The sequence below is a fragment of the Pigmentiphaga sp. CHJ604 genome, from assembly GCF_036972535.1.
In the GTDB taxonomy this organism is placed as follows: Bacteria; Pseudomonadota; Gammaproteobacteria; order Burkholderiales; family Burkholderiaceae_B; genus Pigmentiphaga; species Pigmentiphaga daeguensis.
Genome location: NZ_CP136998.1, coordinates 3192214 through 3214036, shown reverse-complemented (window position 1 = coordinate 3214036; position 21823 = coordinate 3192214). Strand labels below are relative to the sequence as shown.

Annotated in this window: 27 protein-coding genes and 1 pseudogene; 9 read left to right on the top strand and 19 right to left on the bottom strand. The window is 65.5% G+C overall.

Annotation, left to right across the window (positions count from 1 at the left end):
- Positions 1-24: 24 nt before the first annotated feature.
- From tnpB to mobH, 3 genes and pseudogenes are all read right to left on the bottom strand, one after another.
- Positions 25-360: an IS66 family insertion sequence element accessory protein TnpB gene (tnpB, locus tag R4823_RS15525; RefSeq protein ID WP_165963348.1), complete on the bottom strand. Its 336-nt coding sequence runs from the start codon at positions 358-360 to the stop codon at positions 25-27.
- Complete coding sequence (locus R4823_RS15520; RefSeq protein ID WP_132980624.1) at positions 357-695, bottom strand: transposase; 339 nt, start codon at positions 693-695, stop codon at positions 357-359. Before R4823_RS15520 ends, tnpB begins: the two co-directional genes overlap by 4 nt.
- Positions 696-770: 75 nt before the next feature.
- Positions 771-2246: pseudogene (gene mobH, locus R4823_RS15515) on the bottom strand (MobH family relaxase); the annotation flags it as partial.
- 298 nt (positions 2247-2544) lie between these two features.
- Here mobH and R4823_RS15510 point away from each other — a divergent pair.
- From R4823_RS15510 to R4823_RS15500, 3 genes are read left to right on the top strand one after another with little or no spacing between them, the layout of a single operon-like run.
- The gene (locus tag R4823_RS15510) at positions 2545-2862 is read left to right on the top strand and encodes a type II toxin-antitoxin system PrlF family antitoxin (protein WP_038204260.1); all 318 of its coding nucleotides are present in this window, start codon (positions 2545-2547) and stop codon (positions 2860-2862) included.
- On the top strand, positions 2862-3320 hold the full coding sequence (locus R4823_RS15505) for a type II toxin-antitoxin system YhaV family toxin (protein ID WP_011804662.1): 459 nt from the start codon (positions 2862-2864) through the stop codon (positions 3318-3320). Before R4823_RS15510 ends, R4823_RS15505 begins: the two co-directional genes overlap by 1 nt.
- Positions 3321-3346: 26 nt before the next feature.
- Positions 3347-3724: a DUF3742 family protein gene (locus tag R4823_RS15500; RefSeq protein WP_011804663.1), complete on the top strand. Its 378-nt coding sequence runs from the start codon at positions 3347-3349 to the stop codon at positions 3722-3724.
- A 15-nt stretch (positions 3725-3739) separates the two neighbouring features.
- On the opposite strand, the gene R4823_RS15495 is transcribed toward R4823_RS15500, so the two are convergent.
- The 16 genes from R4823_RS15495 to R4823_RS15420 form a co-directional block, all read right to left on the bottom strand.
- Complete coding sequence (locus R4823_RS15495) at positions 3740-5257, bottom strand: conjugal transfer protein TraG N-terminal domain-containing protein (protein ID WP_011804664.1); 1518 nt, start codon at positions 5255-5257, stop codon at positions 3740-3742.
- A gap of 14 nt (positions 5258-5271) precedes the next feature.
- Positions 5272-5631 carry a hypothetical protein gene (locus R4823_RS15490; protein ID WP_009518522.1) on the bottom strand — a complete coding sequence of 120 codons (360 nt, stop codon included), beginning with the start codon at positions 5629-5631 and terminating at the stop codon, positions 5272-5274.
- Positions 5628-7022 carry an integrating conjugative element protein gene (locus R4823_RS15485; RefSeq protein WP_009518521.1) on the bottom strand — a complete coding sequence of 465 codons (1395 nt, stop codon included), beginning with the start codon at positions 7020-7022 and terminating at the stop codon, positions 5628-5630. Before R4823_RS15485 ends, R4823_RS15490 begins: the two co-directional genes overlap by 4 nt.
- 9 nt (positions 7023-7031) lie before the next feature.
- The gene (locus R4823_RS15480; protein WP_023108457.1) at positions 7032-7979 is read right to left on the bottom strand and encodes a TIGR03756 family integrating conjugative element protein; all 948 of its coding nucleotides are present in this window, start codon (positions 7977-7979) and stop codon (positions 7032-7034) included.
- Positions 7976-8422, bottom strand: coding sequence for a TIGR03757 family integrating conjugative element protein (locus R4823_RS15475; RefSeq protein ID WP_009518519.1), 447 nt, complete (start codon positions 8420-8422; stop codon positions 7976-7978). The genes R4823_RS15480 and R4823_RS15475 overlap by 4 nt, the downstream gene beginning before the upstream one ends.
- 163 nt (positions 8423-8585) lie before the next feature.
- The gene (gene radC, locus R4823_RS15470; RefSeq protein WP_009518518.1) at positions 8586-9080 is read right to left on the bottom strand and encodes a DNA repair protein RadC; all 495 of its coding nucleotides are present in this window, start codon (positions 9078-9080) and stop codon (positions 8586-8588) included.
- Between the two features lie 175 nt (positions 9081-9255).
- The gene (locus R4823_RS15465; RefSeq protein ID WP_338615334.1) at positions 9256-10020 is read right to left on the bottom strand and encodes a thioredoxin domain-containing protein; all 765 of its coding nucleotides are present in this window, start codon (positions 10018-10020) and stop codon (positions 9256-9258) included.
- 24 nt (positions 10021-10044) lie between these two features.
- Entirely contained in the window at positions 10045-12936 is a 2892-nt protein-coding gene (locus R4823_RS15460) for a conjugative transfer ATPase (protein WP_003105079.1), read from the bottom strand.
- Positions 12936-13385, bottom strand: a complete 450-nt coding sequence (locus R4823_RS15455) for a TIGR03751 family conjugal transfer lipoprotein (protein WP_003109775.1) — start codon at positions 13383-13385, stop codon at positions 12936-12938. Before R4823_RS15455 ends, R4823_RS15460 begins: the two co-directional genes overlap by 1 nt.
- Complete coding sequence (locus R4823_RS15450) at positions 13366-14784, bottom strand: TIGR03752 family integrating conjugative element protein (RefSeq protein ID WP_003109776.1); 1419 nt, start codon at positions 14782-14784, stop codon at positions 13366-13368. Before R4823_RS15450 ends, R4823_RS15455 begins: the two co-directional genes overlap by 20 nt.
- Complete coding sequence (locus R4823_RS15445; protein WP_003105643.1) at positions 14774-15685, bottom strand: TIGR03749 family integrating conjugative element protein; 912 nt, start codon at positions 15683-15685, stop codon at positions 14774-14776. The genes R4823_RS15450 and R4823_RS15445 overlap by 11 nt, the downstream gene beginning before the upstream one ends.
- Complete coding sequence (locus R4823_RS15440; protein ID WP_003105641.1) at positions 15682-16374, bottom strand: TIGR03746 family integrating conjugative element protein; 693 nt, start codon at positions 16372-16374, stop codon at positions 15682-15684. The genes R4823_RS15445 and R4823_RS15440 overlap by 4 nt, the downstream gene beginning before the upstream one ends.
- Complete coding sequence (locus tag R4823_RS15435) at positions 16371-16769, bottom strand: TIGR03750 family conjugal transfer protein (RefSeq protein ID WP_003105639.1); 399 nt, start codon at positions 16767-16769, stop codon at positions 16371-16373. The genes R4823_RS15440 and R4823_RS15435 overlap by 4 nt, the downstream gene beginning before the upstream one ends.
- Before the next feature lie 11 nt (positions 16770-16780).
- Positions 16781-17140 carry a TIGR03745 family integrating conjugative element membrane protein gene (locus tag R4823_RS15430; RefSeq protein ID WP_003090173.1) on the bottom strand — a complete coding sequence of 120 codons (360 nt, stop codon included), beginning with the start codon at positions 17138-17140 and terminating at the stop codon, positions 16781-16783.
- Between the two features lie 16 nt (positions 17141-17156).
- The gene (locus tag R4823_RS15425) at positions 17157-17390 is read right to left on the bottom strand and encodes a TIGR03758 family integrating conjugative element protein (RefSeq protein ID WP_003050225.1); all 234 of its coding nucleotides are present in this window, start codon (positions 17388-17390) and stop codon (positions 17157-17159) included.
- A complete protein-coding gene (locus R4823_RS15420; protein WP_003120001.1) occupies positions 17387-17770 on the bottom strand; it encodes an RAQPRD family integrative conjugative element protein in 384 nt (127 codons plus the stop codon). The genes R4823_RS15425 and R4823_RS15420 overlap by 4 nt, the downstream gene beginning before the upstream one ends.
- Before the next feature lie 203 nt (positions 17771-17973).
- On the opposite strand from R4823_RS15420, the gene R4823_RS15415 reads away from it, so the two are divergent.
- From R4823_RS15415 to R4823_RS15390, 6 genes are read left to right on the top strand one after another with little or no spacing between them, the layout of a single operon-like run.
- Positions 17974-18444, top strand: a complete 471-nt coding sequence (locus R4823_RS15415) for a helix-turn-helix domain-containing protein (RefSeq protein ID WP_003050245.1) — start codon at positions 17974-17976, stop codon at positions 18442-18444.
- Complete coding sequence (locus R4823_RS15410) at positions 18441-19016, top strand: PIN domain-containing protein (protein WP_338615329.1); 576 nt, start codon at positions 18441-18443, stop codon at positions 19014-19016. Before R4823_RS15415 ends, R4823_RS15410 begins: the two co-directional genes overlap by 4 nt.
- 17 nt (positions 19017-19033) lie before the next feature.
- Positions 19034-19948: an AAA family ATPase gene (locus R4823_RS15405; RefSeq protein WP_003105629.1), complete on the top strand. Its 915-nt coding sequence runs from the start codon at positions 19034-19036 to the stop codon at positions 19946-19948.
- The gene (gene cap8, locus R4823_RS15400) at positions 19945-20415 is read left to right on the top strand and encodes a type III CBASS phage resistance system CD-NTase-associated protein Cap8 (RefSeq protein WP_003105626.1); all 471 of its coding nucleotides are present in this window, start codon (positions 19945-19947) and stop codon (positions 20413-20415) included. Before R4823_RS15405 ends, cap8 begins: the two co-directional genes overlap by 4 nt.
- Entirely contained in the window at positions 20412-20912 is a 501-nt protein-coding gene (gene cap7 / locus R4823_RS15395; protein WP_003090159.1) for a type III CBASS phage resistance system CD-NTase-associated protein Cap7, read from the top strand. Before cap8 ends, cap7 begins: the two co-directional genes overlap by 4 nt.
- Positions 20912-21814: a CBASS oligonucleotide cyclase gene (locus R4823_RS15390; protein ID WP_003105624.1), complete on the top strand. Its 903-nt coding sequence runs from the start codon at positions 20912-20914 to the stop codon at positions 21812-21814. The genes cap7 and R4823_RS15390 overlap by 1 nt, the downstream gene beginning before the upstream one ends.
- The last annotated feature ends 9 nt before the right edge of the window (positions 21815-21823 follow it).

Here is a 21823-nt window from a genome sequence, read left to right as displayed (position 1 = left end):
GGCGTCTTGCCGGATTGTCCGGCGCTACAACACCGAGATCGCGCCTGCCGCGCCCACATGCTGCCAGGGCAGGCCCAGCACCAGCGCCTGCCACTGCTCACTGTCGACCGCGATGTGGGGGCCACGCAGCGCATCGGCCCACACGAACTTGCCGCGGTTCAGCCGGCGCGCGGCCAGCCACACGCCGATCCCGTCGTGCACCAGCACCTTCATGCGGTTGGCGCGTCGGTTAGCGAAACAATAGGCGTGGTGCGGGCGTGCAATACCGAACACCGCCACCACCCGCGCCAGCGCTGTCTCGGTGCCGGCACGCATGTCCAGCGGCTCGGTCGCCAGCCAGATCGCATCGATGCGGATCACCGCAGCCACTCCCGCAGCCACGCCACGCAGGCACCGGCTTCGCTCACGGGCCATTGCACCGTCGCTTGCACCGGGCCGCGCGACAGCCGGATTTCAATATGCCGGCCCGGTGCCGGCAGCGGCGGTGCCACCACGGGCACAAACGCGGGCGTAGCGGCCGGCGCGCGGCAGGCAAGTCGGATCCATTTATGCACCAGGTTCGCGTTCACGCCGTGCGACAGCGCGACGCTGGCAATGGATGCCCCCGGCTGATTGCACTGCGCCACGATCTGGGCCTTCAGCGTCTTCGGATAAGACCGGCGCTTACGCAACGGCACTAATTCTGTCTTTGCCATGGTGTCCACCAAAAAATGGTGGACACTAATCGAGGACAACGCCGTGGCTCAAGACGGGATCACCGGGCGCTTACCCATGAAGTGCTCCCCGGATGGATGCGCTATCGAGGGCGCTGGCGCAGGCGACGACGGCAGTGACGCGGGCAAGGTTGGTATTTCGGGACGTGCGGCAGGCACCTGCTCTGAGAGCACTGCCGCGTCCTGCCCGATCGCGGGTAAGTCGCCGATACCCACCATCGAAAGCATGTCTTCCATCACGTCCGGCAAGGTTTGGAACTTGGACGAAGGAGCTGAAGATGAACGACCTCCTTCCCCTGGTGGATCTTCTTGGCCTTCCGGGGCGGCCAGCGGGCCGGCCGTCGAAATGGTGGTGAACACGTCAGCCTCTTTGTCCGTGGGCGCCACGTCGATCGCCACCGTGCCGGGGAACGGTGCCGGCCGCTCACGCGGCTCCCAGATCAGCGTGGGCGTTAGACGCAACAAGGTGAACGAGTGGGACCAGCCAGTCGTGCTGGTCACAGTCGCGCGCCAGACCGCCTTGCCGTCGGACGTCGGCTGCAACATGCCGTGATCCTGCAGGACGTTGAACACCGCGGTGTTGTTCGCTGGAATGCCGTCGATACCCTGAGACAGCAGGTGCGCACGCAGCTTGTCCGAGACTGTCTTGCTCACCAGCCACAGGGCATCCTCGGTGAGCCAGCCATCGGAGGCTTCCGGCTGGTTCAGTTTCAACTGTTCCTTGAGCAGGTAGCGCAACCCGTCGAGCAGCTTGCGCTGCAGCGCGTGCTTGGGCGCAGCCATGGCGCGGGCCGGATCGCCGCCCAGTTCCTGGGCCACCGAAGCCCGGTCGGCCTGCACGACAAGTTCGCCCAGCACGCCGGCGTGCTCGTACTGGCCGGCCAGGACGTAGAGCAGCGGTCCCCACAGGTCGGGATAGCCACTGAGCCAGTCCAGGGCATCACGGTCGAGGAGTTGGCGGTAGAGCAAACCTGTCGCGGCGCTGTGAAGCCGATATTCCCGATCGTCGCGGTAGCGGAAGCGGTATGGCTGGTGCAGCGGGCCGTGCCAGGGGTGCCACAGCGAGCCGTCGGCCAGTTCGACGTGCAGATCGACGGCGATCTTGCCGATGTCGTGCAGCAGCGCGGCATAGGCGACCGCGGCAGTCCAGGCTTCAGACTGCGCCGCCTGGTCTTCGGGACTGGCGCCAATCGGCAGCAGATGGGACTGCCGCAGTTTCAGGCTGTAGGCGACGATTTCCAGGCCGTGGTCCAGCATGCCGCCCGGGTAGGCATGGTGATGCGCCTCGGAGGCCGGGAAGGCCTGGACCAGCTCGGCGTAGCGCTCCAGGGGCGCCCGGTACAAGGTGGCGAACTGCTTACGTGAGAGCGACGTGCGCTGCCAGATGTGCTCCAGCAGCTTCTGCCGGCGCGGGGTGGCCAGCAGCGATGCGGCCGACTCGGGCCGCATCAACCCTTTCGGGAGGTCGGTGACCGATGGTGGCGTCGGAGCGGCAGCGACCGCGGGCCGTTTTCGCTGGAACAGAGAAAGCATGCGGGTGTCCTGTCGGGGGCCGAGCGGGAGGCCTTTTTGCCTTTTGGGGATAGAGCCTTTCCCCTTGCACTCCATTCCCTTGCCATTTCGACCCTTTGCGGCCTTTGGGTATAGAGCAACGGGTCCTGATCGTCCATCGCCAATGTGGGTTGCGGCAGGGCCGGATTGATGCAGGAAGGCTGGCTGTTCACGCCCTACGATGGGCCAATTCTTGGACCGGGAGAGCGCCATGAGGCTTCACATTGACAAAGTAAGGAAATTTCCTTACCATGCGGGTATCGCAATCAGGAGAGCCGCCATGCCTGCCATCCACGAAGTCGCCACGTTGACCTCCAAGGGCCAGGTCACGCTGCCCAAGCCTATCCGGCAGGCGCTGGGCGTTGATGCCGGCGGCAAGCTCGCGTTCGATCTGCGGGGCAGCGAAGTCGTCGTCACCCGTGTCGATGCCGAGCACGAGGACCCCGCCATCGGCGCGTTCCTGAGCCTGCTGGCCCGCGACATCGAAGCTGGCCGGAACGTCCAAGGCCTGCCCGAGGATCTGGCCCGCGCCATGCTGGAGCATGCTGGCCATGGCGTGAACCTGGACGAGGAGATCGACGGGGAAGTGGAACTCTGATGCAACGGCATGGCTGGACGCTGCTCTTCCACGACTGCGTGATTGAGCCGTTGCAGAAACTGCAAGCGGCCGCGAGGCGCGCGCAGGAGAACGACCCGAAAGGCTTCGAGTCCAATGCCAACGTCAAGCTGTTCCGGGCCTTGAGCCAGTTGATGTTGGAAGTAGTGCCAGGCGATCCGGCACGCGACGAGTACCGTCAGGGCAATACCTTGGGATCGGCCCACCGCCACTGGCGAAGGGCCAAAATCGGAAGGCGGTTCCGGCTGTTCTTCCGGTACGACTCGAAGGCGAAGGTCATCGTGTACGCCTGGGTCAACGATGAACAGACCCTGCGGTCTTCGGGTAGCAAGTCGGACCCGTATGTCGTCTTCGAGAAGATGCTCGGACGCGGGAACCCGCCAGACGACTGGCACGCGCTGATACAGGCAAGCAAGCAGGATTGGAGCAAACTGGAATAGGCATCCCTCAGTAGCAGGAGACGACCATGACCACCACGACCCGCATCAGTACCGCAGAACGACTCGGCCGCGCCTTGGGTCGCGGATGGCGTGCCTACGTGCGCGGCGAACGCCGGGTATCGAGCTGGTTGGTGTCCAAGGGGATGCCGGCGGCCGGTGCCACCGCGCTCGTGTGGGTGGTCAAGCTGGTTGCGCTCGGGGTGCTGCTGTACACCACCTTCTGGCTGGCGGTGTTACTACTGCTGGGCGTTGCGGCGGCATGGATGGCTGGCAATTCGGCTAGAGATGACGACCGCTGGGCGCAACAGGATGAACTGCGCAATGGCGAGGCGGGCTTTGGCCTGTATTCTTCCAATGGCCAGCGGCTCGACCCTCACGACCCGAACGATCCGTTCGATGACTGAGATTTGGCCTGTCCGTCACAGAACCTTGCCGGCTACCTTGTTTGCACCTGACCCGGCGCTATCACGCGCTTCCTTGGAGCCGACAGCAAGGTTCTGAGCAATCACCCCAGCCTTAACTCCGACCCACCCCAAGGCAGCGACCCAAAACGTCGGCAGGACCAGAAACATCGTGCCCGTGACGAACATCAGGAGCATGTCACCGAAGGCGTTGTTCAGTCCTACCAACGGGTCGAAATTGGTGTGCGGCCGGTTCCAGCCGAACCCCCAGCCATAAAGTGCGTCCAGGATCGTCGAATCGATCCAGCGCGCAAGCTGAAACCAGAAGTCCGTGAAGAACAGCGCGAACTGCACGACGCTGACCGTGACGACCGTCTTCAGGTCATAGGTGCCCACAACCAGCACGAGCGGGATGCAGATGACCAGCGCCATCTTGAGCAAGGCGAGCACCATGGGCAGGGCCTGTCTCACAACGTCCATGGCGGGAAATGCCGCAAGCGCGCCGACTGCCATCCCAACGTCTCCCGTGGCCCGCGTCACGATGTTCGGCAAGGTCTTGTCGATCTGGCCGCCGTAGTCCGTATAGACGCTGCCCTGGTTCAACTTCTGCTGCCTCGGCGACGCGATGGTGCGGATCACCGAGTCGTCCACCTCGGCCCGGCTCAGGAACCCGGCCCAGCCCGCCAGCCGATTGAGCAGGCTCGGGTCCACCTGTCCCAGCAGGCGTGCCCGCAGGCCATTGCTGCCATCAGCCCACCATTGCCTGCAGGTCGGGTAGCCACCGCCACTGGATACCTGAGCCAGCCCGGCGTCGCGGTTGCTGTCATAGGGCCAGTCATCGCGCGGCGTGCTGGAACGGTACGTGTCGTAGTAGCCGTTCGTGTCGGTGAAGAACCGCGATCCGATCCAGGTCACGTCGTGCATCTGCTGCTCATCGAGCTGAGGGCGCTGCATGAACAATTTGGCCCGTGCAGGCCCATAGCAATCCCGCGAGAAATCCGCTACTTCCTGAGCCAGCACCGGGTCATCGATGCGCGTGGCGTCGATCTCCATGCGCATCTGCCGCAGGTCCGTGCCACACGGGATCGCCGCCACCGAGGCGCTCGTGACGGCGCGCGAGAGTGCATGCATGAACGCCCACCAGACGGGCACCTTCGCCGACTGGTTGTTGATGGTGCTGAAGGACTGCGACCAGCCGGTATCCGTGGGCTGCGGCACGCTGACCTGGCACTGGGCCGAGCGCGAGCTGTCGTACTGGATGGTGTTCAGGTCCACGTCGATGAACGGAATGCCGGCGAACATCACCACCACGATGGCGACGAAGACCCGGTTCTCGATGCGGGCGGCGCTCAGCACGCCTTTATTGCCCTCGTCGGCACCTTCCGCACGGGCCTTCAACCACTCCTGCACGATGATGGCGACGAAAGGCAGCGCGAATACCCCGCTGGATACCAGCACCGCCCAGATGCCGTTGTTGACGATCCAGGACACCAGCGTCAGGTAGTACTCCAGGTAGTCGGTCGTGAAAAGCGTCATCGCGCCATCTCCCCTCAACCGGCCTGCATCAGCAGGCTGGCTTCCAGCGCCACGATGGCGACGACGCCCGCGACCTCGGTGCGCACCAGGCGGCGCCGCGCCTGGGCGTCGTCCTCACGTACCAGCAGCCGGCGCCGCATCCAGACCCAGCCATAGGCCGTCGCCCCGTACAGGCACAACCGCCACACGAAGAAGTAGCCCGATGCGGCCGCGAGCCACCGCTCCCAGCCGGCCACGCTCCCGACCAGGTAGATGCCGGCGACGTTGGCCCCCACCGCAGCGGCGACGATCACCACCGCCCACAGCAGTGCTTTCGCCGCGCGCCGGCTGAACAGCCAGCGCAAGGGGCGCCAGGTCATGCGCATTGCGCTCATGGCCGGACTCCCGGATTGCCCTTCTGCAACTGGTCGAGGCGGTCGGGCACCGGATCGCCCTCGTAGATGCCGCGCGAGCCGGCCGCGCGCGTACCATGGCGCTGGATGATCGCCATCGGCGAGTTGTTCGCCAGCTCGCGGCGCAGCTCCAGCTCCGTTTTCAGGTTGCGGATCTCCCGGTCGAGCGTGTCGCTCTCGTGGTTCACAGCCTCGACCGCCAACTCGTTGGCCGCCACGTTGGGCTCCTTCTTTCCCGTGAGCAGCGTGCGCTGGAGCAACAAGGCCTTCTCCAGCACCGACGACAGCGCCACCTCGGACGCAAGGCGCCGCGCCAGCAGGTCCTGGTCCGGCTCGTCGCGCAGCGCCTCGATGACGCCGCGCGTGATCGGCAGCGACGTGCTGCCGGCCTCGCGCAAGTTCTCGAAGGTGGTGTTGCGCACGCCGGAAACCAGTTCCTGCAAGACTTCCAGTTTGGCTTCGTACTCCTCCTGGATCAGCGGCGTCAGCCCGACGCCGGGCACCGTCTCGGTCTTGGTGCAGGAATCGCACGTGCGCTGCACCTGTTCCCCGAGGACCCGGGTGGCCCATTCGGTCGCCTGCTGCGGCGACGTCCAGGTCTGGCAGGACAGGCTCGCGCAACTGGCGGGCGCGATGGAGGATGTGTCCGTCACGCCGCGCCCGTTGACCAGGTTGTAGCCCGCGCGGGTGACGTCGCCGACCACCCGAATGGCGGACTGGCCTGCGCCACCGGCATTGCTGCCGCCCACCCAGGGAACGCCGTCGTTGCCGCGGCGCGTCTCAGCCTGCTCGACGGCCGAAACGGCATCGTTGCTGCCAACCGCGTCACGCAGGGCCATGCCTTCGGCCATCTGGCTCCAGCCAAGCTGGCCGCCCGCCGTCTCGGCCATCTTCTCGGCCATCGCGCGGCACGTCAGCTTGGAGCGGTCGAAGTCCAGCCGCGCCTGCAGCACGCCGTTGGTCAGCAGGTTGTACAGGCCGGGATCGGCGCGCTGAATGATCAGCGCCGGCAGGGACGCCACCGCGCTGGTGGCGCTCTGGATCACGTTGCTCATGATCTGCTGGAAGCCGTTCGTGATGCCGTTGAGCTGGTTGCGCAGCGTGGTCTGGATGCTCATGTCGCCGCAGATCAGGTTGCTGTTCCACCCCAAGCCGACCCCGATGGAGCGCATGCCAGCCGCGCGGCCCATGGACACCGCGCTGCCGCCTCCGATCGAGTACATGACGTCATCGCCAATGACGGGGCCGCTGTTCTGGTATCCGACCTGCGCCCACGCCAGGCCGCAGACCAGAGCGAGCGTGCCGGCCAGCGCCGTCGGGCGCAGCAAGTAGCACGCCTTGGCGGAAAGGTTCATCGGTTCAGGACGCTTCATCGTGGCACCTCAGAGGAAATCGACGCTGCCCAGGAACACCTGCCCGCGGCGTTCGCAGCAGGCATACGGCCGCCACAGCGCCCAGGCGTAGTCGCCTTGCTGGGCCTGGGTCAGCGTGCCGCTGTGGGGGAAGACCACGCAGGTGTTCGACAGACGAGGGGTCAGCTCCTGCCACTTCCCGGTGGAGGTATCGCCTTCGACCAGCGCCCCGGCCGGCCAGTAGCCGTCACGGGCGTTGGCGAGCAGTGGCTGGTACACGTGCAACTGCCCGCGGCGCGTGACGACATCGCCCGCGCGCTGGGCCACCACCGCCCCGGATTTGTGGTCGTCGGTCTGGTGCAGGAAGCCACCGCGTGGATAGACATTGCCCCAGAGGTTCATCGTGGTGCGCGCACCGACCTCACGCATGCCCGGAATCAACGCCTCCGGGTAGGCCATCTCGGGCACGTTGTAGCGCCAGGCCAGCGTGTCCAGGGTGCTGAGCAGATACGGCATGAAGGCCGTGCCCGCGCCTTGGCAGAAGTAGCCGGAGGACGAGGCGAACTGGTTGAACACCTCGCCGCCGGGATGGCCGATAACATCGCTGTTCTTGAATTTGGCGAGGTTGTTTTCATGATCCTCGTTCGTGGTGCCGTCCCCGCCGGCCTGGGCCGAAGGATTGGGCGTGCTCATGGCGCGCACTTCAACCCAGGGGTTCTCGCCGGTGTTCGAGTACGACGACACCACTGCATCGGGGATGTAGTGCCTGACCTTGACGGAGGTACGCACCGTGCAGCCGGTCCAGGTGCAATAGAGCCAGTAGCAGATACCCACCACCCGGTATTCCAGGCAATCGGGCGAAGCCACTGAACCCACGATGGTTGCCGTGTTCAGGGCGTAGCTGCCCGTGGCGCTAAGCAGCAGCACGGACGCGACAGCAGCTCGCATGCGGCGCAGAAGGTCGAATGGGGGGATCACGGTTCGGTCCTCCGGTGCTGTTCGATCCGCGCGATGGCGCGGGCCACGTCCGGCTCGCCATAGACCACATAGCGCTGGTCCACCACGACGGCCGGGACGGCGGTGATGCCCAGGCTCCATGCGTCCGTCACGCCCTGGTAGGCCGTCGCGATGCGCCGCTGAAGGTCAGTGCCTCCCTGGGTCAGCCGACGCTTGACCAGGGCTGTCGCCTGGTCGGGGTCGGTGGGCAGATTCGCCGAAAGCTCGGCCTCGATGCGCGGCGCTTCATCCAGCTCGATCAGCCGTTCGCCGCCCATGGTCTTGACCGGGTGGTGGCCGTCGGTGACGACCACCACGTCGGCGGCGAAGGTGACCGGGCTGAACACCGCCAGGGACGCCGGCAGCGCCACGGCCAGGCCAAGGGTTCGCCAGCCTGGTGCGAACCGGGTAAAAGCTGCTGGCATGTCATGCGCGCCGGAAGTTGATCAGGGCCATAGTCAAACGCCGAACCCCATGCGGTCCCAACAAACAATGCGCATCGCGGCCACCCCGCATACCTGCTTGTGTCGCCGCGAAGAAAAAGCGGAGGCCGAAGCCTCCGCGCTGATCAACGAAGCAGTGCAACACTTACAGCAGGCCGGACTCCGCAAAGGAGAACGGGGCACCCTGGCCGACGATGATGTGGTCCAGTACCCGCACATCGATGAGCGCCAGCGCGGCCTGCAGTTGCTGGGTCAGCACGCGATCCGCGATCGACGGCTCGGACATGCCCGAGGGGTGCTGATGTGCGAAGACCACCGCAGCGGCATTCAATTCCAGCACACGCTGTACGACGACACGCGGATAGACCGAAGTCGAGTTGATCGTGCCCCTGAACAACGGCTCGTAGGCCAGCACCTGATGCATGCTGTCAAGGAATACAGCGACGAATATTTCGTTGGGCTCGGCCACCAGCTTCACGTGCAGGTAGTCGCGCACGGCCGTGGGGTCGAGGAGTTTCGGACCCGCTTTGAAAACCCGCTTCTCCAGCAGTGCAATGGCTTGCTGGATGATCCAGTCCTCGTGCTGGGCAGCGATGGCGGAAAGCGACTCCAGGCAGGAGTCATTGACGACGAAAGACATGGCGAACCTCCAAATGGTGAGATCGGAGGGCGCGCGCCCGGGGAGGGCAAGCCCTCCTGGGGAACGAACAAGGTGCATCCATCACCGCGGGAGCGGTGATCGTTCGCGGCCAGGATGCGAGGCGAACGGGTTGCGGTCAGCGCAGCGGACTGCGCCGTAGCCTTGAAGACCGGGGCTACCTGGGCATGTCGCCGACGACGTCGGCAGGCATTTCCGATGTAGGTGTGGCGGCGGGATCGCGGGCCGCGAGCATGTCCATGGCCGACAGCAAGGCATCGCCCTCGATCGGACCCTGCAGCAGGATAGCCTTGCCGGTTTCGCGATCGTGTAGCCGCAGCGACGGCGTGGCGGTCACGCCGCTGTTCGTGGCTTCCGCAGTTTGGGCGCGAATCGCCGCGTCGGGCCGCTCGCTCGCGATGCACTGCTCGATGGGTGGCGTAAGGTCGGGGTAGCGCAGGTCCTCGGGCAAGCCCTGACCGTCGCTGCGCGTGTGGGCATATACCCACTCGACGGCCTGCCAGAAGGCGGCATGACCGCTGGCTTGGCCCGCGCATTCCGCCAGGCGCGCTTCCGCGGACGCGGCCGGCTCATGCGCGGCCAACGGGAGGTGGTGCCATTGCAAGGCCACGTCCGCGTTGCCGGCCACCCAACGCTTGAGCACTGGGAAATAGGATCGGCAGAACGGGCATTCGAGGTCCGCGTAGAGCGTCAGCGTGAAACGCCCTTCCGGATTTCCCATCTGCCACGGAGGCCCGGCCACCTGCGTCACGCTGACCGGCGTTGAAGTCTGGGGAGTGGACTTGCCAGAATAGCGGGACACGAGCCAGATCAGCAGCAGCGCTACCAGCACGGCGGCCAACACCCAGGGCCAGCTGAGCCTCCAGCGCCGACGGCGGAACGCCTGTACCTGCATCGGAATGGATGGGCGTTTCTGTTCCATGGCGTTCTCCGGTGTACGGCAGATTCAGGGCAGGTCCAGGGTCGGCGACTCGATGCCACGTGCCCGGTCGATCTTCTCAGCCACCTTGAAGGCGGCATCCAGCTCGCTGACGCCGTGCTGCTGCATGAGCTGGTAGCGTTCTGCCTTCTCCTCGGGCTCGGTTTGCGCGAGCGCGAGGTAGAGACTTGGCGGCACGGCGCGGAACAGCACTTCCATGCTCTTGGAGAGGATGACGCCCTCGGTGAACTTGCCCGCTTCCTTGCGTGCGGAGAGCATCAGCGCCTTCTGCGCCGGCGAGAGTTCGCGGAACCTGGCGATCTTCTCCACTTCGTCCGGCGGCATCGACAGGCACACCCACCACTCGATCATGTTGAGCATGGGCTCTGCGGCGCGCGGCAGATCGTCGATGTTTTGCGTCGCCAGCCAGAACCAGGCGCCCAACTTGCGCCACATTTTTGTAATTTTCACGACATAGGGCGCGAGCAGCGGGTTCTTGGTGATGATGTGACCTTCGTCGGTCACGTTGACGATCGGCCGGCCCAGGTACTGGTCGCGCTCGGCGATGTTGTTCACCGTGCTGATCAGGCTGATGTAGGCGATGGAGAGCTGCGCGTTGTAGCCCTCGCGGGCATAGGTCGCCAGATCGACCAGCGTGATGTCGGCCTCGGGCCACGGCGTGCCGTCACGGTCGAACATCTCGCCGTCCGTGCCTTGGCAGAACATGTCCATCGCGTCCGCCATCTCCAGCAGCCGCACGCGCCGCATCTCGGGCAGCGTCGGGTCCTGGCCACGGGCGCGCAGCGCGTTGCGCACGTCGCGCGTGAGCACGGTGCGCTTTTCGGCCACGCAATGTTCGGCGGCGTCGAGGATGCACTGGCGGATCAGCGAGCGGTCGGCCCGCGTCATCCGCGCTTCTTCCTTGTCTTCGCCGCCCGTGATCATCAGCCGCGCTGTGATCTCCAGTTCGCCCAGCACGTCGCGCTGCTCGTCCGCTTCCATGGCCGAGGCATCGGGGGGCAGGTCTTCGTCCAGCGCGTCGGCATCGAGCGTCTGTACGTCGCTGGGCGTTTCGATCAGCCGGCGTGCGTCGGCGAACGGCGCCAGGCTGATGCCCGATCCGGGGGCCAGCTTGACCCGGTTCACGGTCAGGCCCAGGCGCCTGGCGAAGTCGCTGAACAGGCCGAAGCTGTTGCCGGCTTCCACGATGAAAAGCCGCGGCCGGTAGATGGCCGTCACCTGGTTCAGCAGGTTGTTGAGCGTGGCGGACTTCCCCGAGCCGGTGGGGCCAAATAGAAACAGATGGGCATTCATCTGCCGATCCAACCTGTTCAAGGGGTCGAACGTAATCGGGCCGCCGCCGCGATTGAACATCGTGATGCCGGGATGCCCCGTGCCCTGGGCGCGGCCCCATACTGGCGACAGGTTCGCCGCGTGCTGGGCGAACATCAGTTGCGTGTACCACCGGCGCCGGTCCTTGCCGGGGTTGTAGCAGCACGGCAGCCAGCGCAGGTAGCTGTTGAGCGGCGCCACCTCGTCGTCCTCGCGCACCGGCTGCAGGCCGGCGTTGAGCATCACGTTCGCGAGGTCCAGGCCGCGCCGATCCAGTTCCGCCTCGTCGCGCCCGCGTAGGTAGAACGCCAGAGTGCCCCGGTAGAGCTTGTGCGCGCTGCCGATCAGGGAGCGGGCTTCATGCACGTCCTTGAGCGTCTGCTCCGACGCCAGCGTCTCGCCCACAGCTTTCTTCGCCAGATGGTTGAGGTCCGATTCGAGGACGTCCTGCGGCGTGGCCACCATGGTGAGACACATCAAGGTGTCCTCGGGCATCTGGTCGAACAGCGTGTTGATCGCGTCCCCCTTGCGGGTCTCGCCGGTCAGGTGCCCGGTGCCGGGCGGCATGCGCAGCCGGTCGGTGATCAGCACGCGGTGCGGCATGCCGTCGAAGTACCAGGCCCCTTGCGCCACGTCCGAGCGCGGCTGCCCAAAGAACAGCCGCTGGCTGAAATCCCGCCCGCTCGCCAGCTCGATCTCGCCGGCCTCGCTTTCCTCGGTACTGTCCGGATAGCGCGCCAACGCGTAGAAGCGCTCCCGGTCCTCCACCCCAGGCCCGAGCAGCGTGGGGCGCGGGTTGAACCACCGCAGCAGCCAGTCGTGGACGTCGGCCGCGACCATGCGCCGGGCCTGGATGCCGGCGTTCGCCAGGCCGCCGCACAGGCGGTCGCAGACGATGCCCAGCATCTGCTCGGGTGTCTGGCCGCGGCGGTTTGCCTGTCCCTGTCCGCTCGCGCGGCGGTACACCACCATGCGCACGCGCCGCGTCTGGCCGCGCCAGCGCAGCCGCGTGACCACCGTGTCCTCGAACAGGCCGCCGGGCTTGGCCACAGCGCGCAGGTGGTGGCCGAAGAAGCGCAGGTAGAACTCGGTGAACGCCGAGCCGCGCGCACGTGGCTGCACGTAATCGCGCAAGGTCTGCATGTACTGGTCGAAGCTCGGTTCGTCCTGGGCATAGAGCTGGAGCACCCACGGGTTCTCGTCCAGTTCATCGAAGCTGTCCTGAAGCGCGTTTTCCAGGGCGTCGCGGGCATGCGCGAGCCAGCCGGGTTCCCGGCCTTCGGTGCCCAGCGGCACCAGCTCGTAGAAGGCGGCCACCGATTGGCCGTCCTCCAGGAGCATCGATTTCGACTCGGGCAAGAACTCCACCCAGGGCAGCAGTTCCACGAAGGACGGTGCGACGTCGTACAGCGCCTGCTCGTCGGCCACGGTCGCCGGCTTGCGGCCCTGGACCGCGGCGCCGGGTTCGGGGATGCCGGCTTGCTGCAAGGCCTCGACGTGGCGCTGCCAGCCGTCCGGCTGCTCGTCGGCGGCGGTGTCTTCGGCGCTGACGGCAGCCAGCTTCGGCCATGGAAGTTTCCACCGCATCAGTAGTCCTCCGTCCTCTCGCCAGGCATCGCGTACTGCACGCGCTGGTACAAGGGGAAAACCGTCGTGTAGCCCGGCACGGGAACGGGGTCGGTGCCGGCCAGGTGCGGGTACACGTACATCACGAGATCGGGATTGGGCAGACGCTGGAACTGGCGGTGAACCTCATTGCGCGCGGTGCGCGTGTAGCGCATCTGCTCGACAGGTGCGGCCTGCACGTCGGCGTCGGTCAGGGGCCGACGCAGGCTCTGGCGCGCATCGAGCAACTGGCGGCCGGCGTTCCGTCCGGCTGCGCCACCGCCGTCGCCGGCCTCCTGCTGCCAGATGTCCATCATCGTGCGGTCACCGTGGGTCAACAGCTTTTCCTTGCTGGTGGCGCAGCCGGCGAGCACCGCGACGGCGAGGGCCAGTGCTAGGCCACGGGCCAGGTTAGTCAAGTTCAAGGGCATGGCTTTCTCCTGCGCGGTGATCGACCTTGCGGCCTTCGGGATCGAAGTCGATGGCGAGCGGCTTTTCGAGGTGGACGGCAACCTTGGCGCCGGGTTGGACATAGACGGCGGCGAAGGCTTGGCCGTAGAGCTTGTTGACCCAGGCCGACATGTCCCGGACACCGCCCGCGAGAATCTGGCCGACCGCTTCTTGGCCGGTGATGCCCACGGTGCCGATGGAGCCGTCCGAGCCGACATAGGACATGCGGCCGCTGCCACTCTCGATGAGCGAGGCCACACCGGCACCGGCCGCGGTGATCAGGGCCTGCGAGCCGAGGTATTGCTGGGCGTTGCTGCGCCGCTCGCCGCTGACGCAAGGAATGCCGTGGGGATCGCTGATCCAGCCCAAGCCGTCGCGCTGTTGGTTGTTCTGCTGGTTGCCCTCGCGGTCTTCGGGGATCGTGCGAATCGTGCCGTCGTTGAAGACGAACGTGATGCTGCGCACCTGACCTCGCACGCACGAGAGCGTCCAGTCGCCCGAGGCGGTGCCGCTGAACACGGCGCCGGCCACGTCGGGAATGTCGATGCCATTGGCGGTCAGGTTGTCCGGCCCGACCAGAACTTTGAACGGATAGGGATCGTTGACCGTGCCGTCGATCGGCACGCGGCCGATCAGGGCCGTCATCGCCACCGATCCCATTAGCGTCGAGTTGGTCGGCACGGTATAGACCGGCTTGGCATTCTTGACCCCGGCGGCGCGGGCGCCCGCGTTGGCCACGGTTTCAGCGGTGGTTTCGAGCGTGCTCTGCGCCGGGCCGAAGCTCGTGGGGAAGCTCATGCCGCCGCTCGCGCCACGCCCCCCGTTGCGCCCCTCGGCGGGCTTTGCGTCGTCCGGCTCGACCCACCGCACGCCGCCCTCCATGCCGGCCTCGTCGCCGCCCTGCAGCCCCAGGCCCACGGGCAGGTCCGCATGGCCGCCGCCGCGCCCGCCGATGCTGTCCAGGCGCCGCTGCAGGTCGGCGAGCAGCCCTTCGGTCTGCTGGCGCGCGCTGGCCGCCTGCTCTTGGTCGCGGCGCAGGTTGGACCGCTCGGATTCGAGCGCCGAGTTGATGCGCTGGTCGATGGAGTTCTCGCGCTGGCGCAGCCGCTGGTTCTCTTCACGCTGCGACTTGTTGTCCGAGAGCGCGGTCTGAAGCTCGGTGCGCAACTGCTTCACTTGGGCAACGAGCGTCGCCACGGTGTCGCGCGGGGTGTCGCCTTCGATGCCCAGCGCCTTCATTTCCTCGGGCGTGAGCTGGGCGCCGTTGTCCGCCGCGGGTGGCGCCGTGCCGCCTCCACCCGAGAACAGCCGGATACCGGCGAACAGCACCAGGATGGCGACAGGGATCATCAGCCACTTGAGCAGGCCGTTACTGCGCATGGCGGGCCTCCTTGGCGTTCTCGTCGCCGTCCGGCTGCGGCAGATGCACGGCAGGGTCGAAGCGGTGAATCGCCGGCAGCAGCGACTGCGCGAGGCCGCGGCCGCGCGTGACCAGGTACAGCACGGTCGTGTCCTCGGTCGTGCCGCGCGGGCCCAGCGCCTCGTGCTGGAAGGTGGCGGTGAGGAAATCGCCTTGCAGCACGCGCGGGTCGAGCGCGACCCAGTCGGCGCCGGTGTTGGTGAGGCGCACGGCAGTCACCCATTGGTCTTCCAGGCGCCACGACGCGAGCACGGCCGCGCGCACCGGCAGCGTTGGCATCAGTGTGTCCAGGTCGAGGTCGCGGGGAAGGTTGACCCGCATGACGCCCGGAAGCGGCTCGACGGTGCGCAGCGGTGCGTAGAGGTTCTGCGCGGCGAAGCGCGTCAGCACGACAGGGACCGGAGTTTCGCGCCGCGCGGTCCGCGCACCTGCCTGGCCCTGGGCGCGTGCCGGGGCCTCGGCACTGTCGGCCTGCTCGCCATAGCGTCCCGGTGCGCTGTCACCCTCGACGATGCGCACCGGCTCCAGCTCGGCTTCCCCGTCCTTGGGCGGTTCGGCTGCGATGTCCAGCAGGATCAGCGCGCCCGTGTCGGCGTCCTGCAGTTGCAACCGCGTGGGCTCGATCGGCTCGCTGGCACGCAGGTACACCGCGCCGCCCGCACTCTGCACGCGCAGGCGTTTGCCCACGCCTGCGGGCACGCCCACGCGCACGTTCCGGTCGATGAATACGATGCGTTCCTGACCGACCTTCAGCGGCACTGCCAGTGGCATGCGTTCCCAACGCAGGATCTCCACCGCCTGGGCGACGGGTGCCGCGGCCACGGCCAGTAGCCCCAGCAGCGCGAGTACAGGATGCTTCATGGGGTGTTTCCTCCTTGAGGCGCTTGCGGATTCAGGTCACTCGGCGCCGGGCGCGCCGGCTCCGGTGCACTGATGCGCTGGGGCGCGCCTTCGTAGCAGTCCAGCGCCAGGCCGAACGGGTTGCGGGCGGGATCGACGTCCACCCGCGTGACCTTGATCGGATAGCGCACCAGGGCGCGTTTGACCTGCTCGGCGCCGTAGTACTCGTCCGCCGTGATGTCCAGCGTCACCACCCAGTCGCGATCGGATACGGTGCGCACGCGCGCCGTGGGGTCGTCGCCATAGCCGCGGCCGGGAATCTCGTAGATGCCGCGCACGCGCTGACGCAGCTCGCCCGTGGAGCGGCGGTAGTCATAGTCCGCCCGCAGGAAGGCCTGGCAGGACGGGGTGAGGTACGGCGAGAGCGTATGGAGGTTGCGCGAGTAGTCTTCTTCGCCATTGGTCGGCCAGCGGTTCAGCGTCTGGAACACGTAGAACGTGAACGCATAGACCGATTCGGGCGGCACTTCCCACCACTTGCGGGTACTGCCAGAGCGCAGGTCGGGCGGGACGTGGATGGTCAGGTCGCGCGGCGCGCTCCACCAGCCGCCGCCCATGACCAGGGCGACAATGACCAGCGCGCCCGCGCCCAGGCGCAAGGTCTTGATGTGCGCCTGCAGGTGGGCGATCTCGTTCTTGAAGCGGCTCATCGCATGCTCCTGCGGGTGGACCAGAAGCCCGAGCGCGAGATCAGCACGTGGCCGCCCACCCAGCCGGCCATCAGCGGATGGCGCGTTGCGATGCGCCACTGCAACTGTCGATACAGCCAGGTGTCGGGGCGCCCACGCTTGAGGCGGCGCAGGATGCCGCCGCCGATGAACACGCCCAAGGCCACGCCCAGGACAACGAACGTCGGTGCGATGGCGATCGTGCGGAACACCCACGAAAGCGGCGCGCCGACCAGCAGGCCGGCCGCGCCGGACAGGCCGCAGCAGATCCACAGCTCGTCGGCGGTGAGGCCGCGCACGACCACGGGATGGCGGTTGAGCCGGTGCGGAAGGAACGTGACCGTCCCGTCCGCACGGACGTGCTGCTGCTCGGACATACCGGCCTCGCTTACAGGATGCCGGTGGCTTCGGTGAGCAGCCAGATGCCGATCACGAGCAGCACGGCGCCGATGGCGACCGTGAGGCCGAATTGGCCCCACGTCTTGCGGCCGGTGTGGATCTCCGCGTAGGTGCCGTAGGCGTGGTAGCAGACGCCGATGAACATCGACGCCACCACCAGCAGGGCCACGAGCATGATGATGTCGTAGCCGTAGTTGCGGATGGTCTCCATGATGCCGTTGCCGGTGCCGCGCGTCGGGTTCTCCAACTGCGGCAGACCTTGCGCGAACGACAGTGCGGGCAGCGCGGCGGCGCCCAGGGCCACGGCGGCGCGCTGGGCAAAACGGGAAGTGAGGTTGCGGTTGTGCATGGTCGGGCCTTTCATGTCAGGACAGGAGGAAGAAACTCAGGACGAGGTACATCGCGACGAAGCGGATGCAGACGCCGAGGAACTGGCGCTGGTTGAGGCGGCTCTCGGACCACCCCACATAGGCCGTTCGGATGGCCCAGACGCCCCACACGAGCAGGACCGCGAACACGACGCCGACCAGGACGGTCGCCATCGCGGAAGGCGCGATACCGCTGTTGGCTTGAAATGCCGAGACCTGGGCGCCGTTCATTGCTCGCCCTCCGCAGTCGTCTTCGGCGATGGCGAAGCGGCCCGCTCGGTGCGGTAGTCGCCGGCCAGTTCGGAGGGGTCGCGCGGCTGAGCGCGTGATGGCGTCAGGTGGAACTGGATGCCGGCGCGCACGCGCGCCAGGTCAGCCAGCAGCCGTGGGTAATCGAAGTGGTAGCGCTCGCCCGGCTGGATGGGGGCATGCGCGGCGCTGTCCGCGACGGTGCGTTCCAGCGCGTCGAGCTGGCGCAGCGCGGCGACCAACTCCTGGCGCTGCGCCGGGGACTCGGCCAATGCCATCGGGGACTGGCCCAGCACGAGGGCCGTCACGAAAAAAGTGGGCACGCCGCGATGCGCGGCGCGCAGCCAGATCGAAGCCACCATCGCGCCATTCCTGTGTGATCAGCAATGGGTTGATCGTGGAGATCAGGGCTGTTTCAGGCCGCAAACAATAGGAACTGGCGGACGACCGGATTGGGCATGCTGCGAGCGAACCTACAAAAGCACGGGTCGCGCTTCGATTATTGCGTTTTTCGAGTATTTCGAATATGATCGGCTCTGCAACCGTTTTCGCTTAGGAGCTACCCATGACCACCGCCACTGCCCAATCCAAGATGACCCTTCCCGCCGCGGGAGAGGTGAAGGCAGCCGTCCAGGGTCAACGTGCCTTGGCGGCTTACCTCGCAACCCAGTTCGAGACGCAGCACATCCAGATCTTTGATGACCACAAACAGGCTCATCAGGTGGAACTGCCTACCTCGGCTTTACGCCTGCTGGTCGACATCCTGGCCGAGTTGGCCGATGGCAATGCAGTAAAGGTGGTGCCCGTCCATGCAGAGCTGACGACCCAAGAGGCGGCGGACTTGCTCAACGTGTCCCGTCCCCATTTCGTCAAGCTGCTCGAAGATGGGGTGTTGGCATTTCATCGCACCGGCAAGCACCGCAGGGTGAGGTTCGCCGATCTGATGCAGTACAAGGAAGCGCGCGAGCGCGCCAGTGAGCAGGCGATGGCCGAACTCGCTCAGCAGTCGCAAGAGTTGGGAATGGGATACGAATGAGGCATTCCCCATTCACCGCCGTCTACGACGCGTGCGTTCTATATCCCGCGCCACTGCGGGATTTCCTGATGTGGCTCGGCCTGTCTGGCCGCTTCCGGGCGCGGTGGAGCCAAGCCATTCATGAGGAGTGCAAACGCAACCTGTTGATCAACCGCCCCGATCTCACCCGGGTTCAGGTCGACAGGACGTCGGATCTCATGGACCGGGCAATTCCGGACGGCTTGGTGGAGGGCTACGAAGCGCTCGTGGCAGGCCTGACATTGCCCGATCCGGACGACCGGCACGTCCTGGCTGCGGCGATTCGCTGCGGTGCGAGCGTGATTGTGACGTTCAACGAACGGGATTTCCCGAACGATCTGCTGGCTCCGTACGGCATCGAATCGCAGCACCCCGATGAGTTTGTGGACAACCTACTGGATCTGGACGCGGCCGCCGTGGTGTCGGCTGCGCAGCGCCAGCGTGCCCAACTCAAGCATCCGCCGATCGAGGTGGACCGCTATCTCGAAATCCTGCTGCGCCAGGGCCTTGTGCAAACGACCAAGGTGCTGGCGACCTATCGCACCATTCTCTGACCCGCCGAGAGCCACGGATGACCAAGAATCCTTCATCAGACGCCACTTTGCCGAAAGGCATCCATCGAAGCTGGAAGCTGCCGGACACGTCGCTGGGCGCCCTGTGGGATTCCATCGTCATGGACGAAGCTCTCAAGAAGCAGTTGCTGTCACAGGCGATCGTCAACTTCACGGTGCGCCCCAAGGTGGAGCGCACGGTACTCCCCCTGCACGGCGTGATCTTGTTGGTCGGCCCGCCGGGGACTGGGAAGACCTCCTTGGCACGGGGCTTGGCGCATCGTGTGGCCGAATCTTTTTCTTCTGCGAAGTTTCGATTGCTGGAAGTAGAGCCTCACACGCTGACGAGCTCTGCAATGGGAAAGACTCAACGCGCCGTGGCAGACCTGTTCTCGCAATCGATCGCAGAATCCGCAGCGGCGGGCCCGACGATCGTCCTTCTGGACGAGGTCGAAACGCTTGCGGCTGATCGAGCCAAGCTCAGCCTGGAAGCCAACCCGGTTGATGTGCACCGGGCCACCGACGCGGTGTTGGTGCAGTTGGACATGTTGGCCGAACGCAACCCGCATCTGCTGTTCGTGGCCACCAGCAACTTCCCACAGGCCGTCGACAGTGCCTTCCTATCTCGTTGCGACATGGTGATGGAGGTGCCACTGCCCGGCAAGGATGCCTGCAAGCAGATCCTGGTGGACTGCCTGAATGGCCTGGCAAAGACATTTCCGGGGATTGGCAAGCTTTCCTCGGCTCACCAGTTCGACGCGTGCGCTGGCGAGTGCGTCGGATTGGATGGTCGGGCCATTCGCAAGGTCGTAGCCAACGCCCTCGCGGCCGACCCGCAAGTGGCTATCGATCCGAACAAGCTTTCCGTAGAGCACCTGCGCAGTGCGATACGACAGGCAACGCAAATGCGCCTTCAAGGAGGGAAGCAAAAATGACCACCGTTGTCAGCCGGACGTTTCGCAGCTCGCCGCACCGCGATGCGTTGCAGACGTGGGATGCCATTGTCGAACTGCTCACTCAGGGCAAGGACGGCACGGCTCGCTCTGAACTCAGGGCCGTGGCGGGCGTGGCCGCCAGCTTGATCGCCGACCAGGCACCCAAGAGCGCGCCCATCGTTGCGACATGCGATGGACCACGGACCAGGATCTACTGCCTCTTCGACGAAGACGCGATCGATGGTGATGATGCCAACGAAGAAGTCTTGGGGTTCGAGCCGTTGAAGGGAGACTGGGGAGTCTCGCTGCCGTGTCCGAAGGAGCAGCTCGGCTGGGTGCAAACCGCGCTCAAAAAGCACAGTTCTCGCATCATTGCACGGGACTTGAGCCAAGGAATTGCCACGCAGGCGCAGGCCGATGCTGGACAAGCGCTGTCGCTCGACCTCGGAGGTTTCCTCAAGTCATGAGCACCGTCGCCACCTACTCGTACACGCACTCGGTTACCTATGTGACCGACAACATCCTCAAGAGCTTGAAAGACATCATCCTGCTCAGTGGGCTGGACCCCGAGCACTTCGCGGATCGCTGGGAGAGCAATACCCGAGCCATCAAGACGTGGCTCGGGACCGGTGATCTGCGCAAGGTGATTCTGGAGATCTACAACCCGGCAACCGACAAACTCGTGACCCGATGGGATATCGACATCGTGTATGGGTGGTCCGATGGCGACGGCAGCTTCTGGACAGATACCGAGCAGTTGAAGTACGCGATCAAGAAAGCTGGGCTGCTGCCATCGCAGGCCAAGTACAAGTTAATGCTCGATACAAAGCCAGGGCGGCCTGATGTGGAGGGGTGGAGCAAAGGAAGTTATCGCTCGACGGATGGAATGGTCAAGCAGAGCCTAGGCTCGACTGTCGAACACAGCGGCCTGGCGGGTCAGGCCGGATATTGGAGGCAACGCTGATGCTGTCGATCGATGAAGCTTTTCGCAAGTTCAAGTCGCGTCTGGAACTCAACGAACGCGAACAGAAGAATGCCTCGCAACGCCAGAACGAAGTGCGGGACTACCTGCAGACCAAGTTCGGCATTGCGCGCAGCTTCCTGACCGGGTCCTATGCTCGATACACGAAGACGAAGCCGCTCAAGGATATCGACATCTTCTTCGTGCTGAAGGACTCGGAGAAGCATTACCACGGCAAGGCCGCATCGGTAGTGCTGGATGATTTCCACTCTGCATTGGTGGAGAAATACGGTTCGGCGGCCGTGCGCAAACAGGCGCGCTCGATCAACGTGGATTTCGGTGTTCACATCGACGCGGAGGACAACACGGACTACCGGGTGGTCAGCGTGGATGCGGTGCCCGCATTCGACACCGGCGACCAGTATGAGATCCCCGATACGGCGTCCGGAAAGTGGATCAAGACGGACCCGGAGATCCATAAGGACAAGGCGACCGCAGCGCACCAAGCCTATGGCAATGAGTGGAAAGGTCTCGTGCGCATGGTGAAGTACTGGAACAACAATCCCAAGCACGGCGATCAGAAGCCGGTGAAGCCCTCGTTCCTGATCGAGGTAATGGCCCTTGAGTGTCTTTACGGCGGCTGGGGAGGATCGTTCGATCGCGAGATCCAGTCGTTCTTTGCCACGCTTGCCGATCGTGTTCATGACGAGTGGCCGGATCCCGCCGGACTTGGCCCGGCGATCAGCAACGATATGGATGCCGCGCGCAAGCAGCGCGCGCAGCAGCTGCTGTTCCAGGCGAGCCAGGACGCAAGCATCGCCATCGACCACGCGCGTCGTGGTCGCAATATCGAAGCGCTTCGCGCCTGGCGCGCACTGTTTGGCCCCAAGTTCCCACTGTCCTGATTCCATCGG

Bases quoted from the DNA above. Each gene is read 5' to 3' on its own strand.
- R4823_RS15465 (WP_338615334.1), bottom strand. From the start codon at position 10,020: ATGGAACAGAAACGCCCATCCATTCCGATGCAGGTACAGGCGTTCCGC.
- radC (WP_009518518.1), bottom strand. From the start codon at position 9,080: ATGTCTTTCGTCGTCAATGACTCCTGCCTGGAGTCGCTTTCCGCCATC.
- R4823_RS15495 (WP_011804664.1), bottom strand. From the start codon at position 5,257: ATGACGCTTTTCACGACCGACTACCTGGAGTACTACCTGACGCTGGTG.
- R4823_RS15475 (WP_009518519.1), bottom strand. From the start codon at position 8,422: ATGCCAGCAGCTTTTACCCGGTTCGCACCAGGCTGGCGAACCCTTGGC.
- R4823_RS15415 (WP_003050245.1), top strand. From the start codon at position 17,974: ATGACCACCGCCACTGCCCAATCCAAGATGACCCTTCCCGCCGCGGGA.
- R4823_RS15430 (WP_003090173.1), bottom strand. From the start codon at position 17,140: ATGCACAACCGCAACCTCACTTCCCGTTTTGCCCAGCGCGCCGCCGTG.
- R4823_RS15420 (WP_003120001.1), bottom strand. From the start codon at position 17,770: ATGGTGGCTTCGATCTGGCTGCGCGCCGCGCATCGCGGCGTGCCCACT.
- R4823_RS15510 (WP_038204260.1), top strand. From the start codon at position 2,545: ATGCCTGCCATCCACGAAGTCGCCACGTTGACCTCCAAGGGCCAGGTC.
- cap8 (WP_003105626.1), top strand. From the start codon at position 19,945: ATGACCACCGTTGTCAGCCGGACGTTTCGCAGCTCGCCGCACCGCGAT.
- R4823_RS15455 (WP_003109775.1), bottom strand. From the start codon at position 13,385: ATGCCCTTGAACTTGACTAACCTGGCCCGTGGCCTAGCACTGGCCCTC.
- R4823_RS15505 (WP_011804662.1), top strand. From the start codon at position 2,862: ATGCAACGGCATGGCTGGACGCTGCTCTTCCACGACTGCGTGATTGAG.
- R4823_RS15485 (WP_009518521.1), bottom strand. From the start codon at position 7,022: ATGAAGCGTCCTGAACCGATGAACCTTTCCGCCAAGGCGTGCTACTTG.
- R4823_RS15460 (WP_003105079.1), bottom strand. From the start codon at position 12,936: ATGCGGTGGAAACTTCCATGGCCGAAGCTGGCTGCCGTCAGCGCCGAA.
- R4823_RS15405 (WP_003105629.1), top strand. From the start codon at position 19,034: ATGACCAAGAATCCTTCATCAGACGCCACTTTGCCGAAAGGCATCCAT.
- R4823_RS15490 (WP_009518522.1), bottom strand. From the start codon at position 5,631: ATGAGCGCAATGCGCATGACCTGGCGCCCCTTGCGCTGGCTGTTCAGC.
- R4823_RS15450 (WP_003109776.1), bottom strand. From the start codon at position 14,784: ATGCGCAGTAACGGCCTGCTCAAGTGGCTGATGATCCCTGTCGCCATC.
- R4823_RS15410 (WP_338615329.1), top strand. From the start codon at position 18,441: ATGAGGCATTCCCCATTCACCGCCGTCTACGACGCGTGCGTTCTATAT.
- R4823_RS15500 (WP_011804663.1), top strand. From the start codon at position 3,347: ATGACCACCACGACCCGCATCAGTACCGCAGAACGACTCGGCCGCGCC.
- cap7 (WP_003090159.1), top strand. From the start codon at position 20,412: ATGAGCACCGTCGCCACCTACTCGTACACGCACTCGGTTACCTATGTG.
- R4823_RS15390 (WP_003105624.1), top strand. From the start codon at position 20,912: ATGCTGTCGATCGATGAAGCTTTTCGCAAGTTCAAGTCGCGTCTGGAA.
- R4823_RS15520 (WP_132980624.1), bottom strand. From the start codon at position 695: ATGGCAAAGACAGAATTAGTGCCGTTGCGTAAGCGCCGGTCTTATCCG.
- R4823_RS15440 (WP_003105641.1), bottom strand. From the start codon at position 16,374: ATGAGCCGCTTCAAGAACGAGATCGCCCACCTGCAGGCGCACATCAAG.
- R4823_RS15425 (WP_003050225.1), bottom strand. From the start codon at position 17,390: ATGAACGGCGCCCAGGTCTCGGCATTTCAAGCCAACAGCGGTATCGCG.
- R4823_RS15445 (WP_003105643.1), bottom strand. From the start codon at position 15,685: ATGAAGCATCCTGTACTCGCGCTGCTGGGGCTACTGGCCGTGGCCGCG.
- R4823_RS15435 (WP_003105639.1), bottom strand. From the start codon at position 16,769: ATGTCCGAGCAGCAGCACGTCCGTGCGGACGGGACGGTCACGTTCCTT.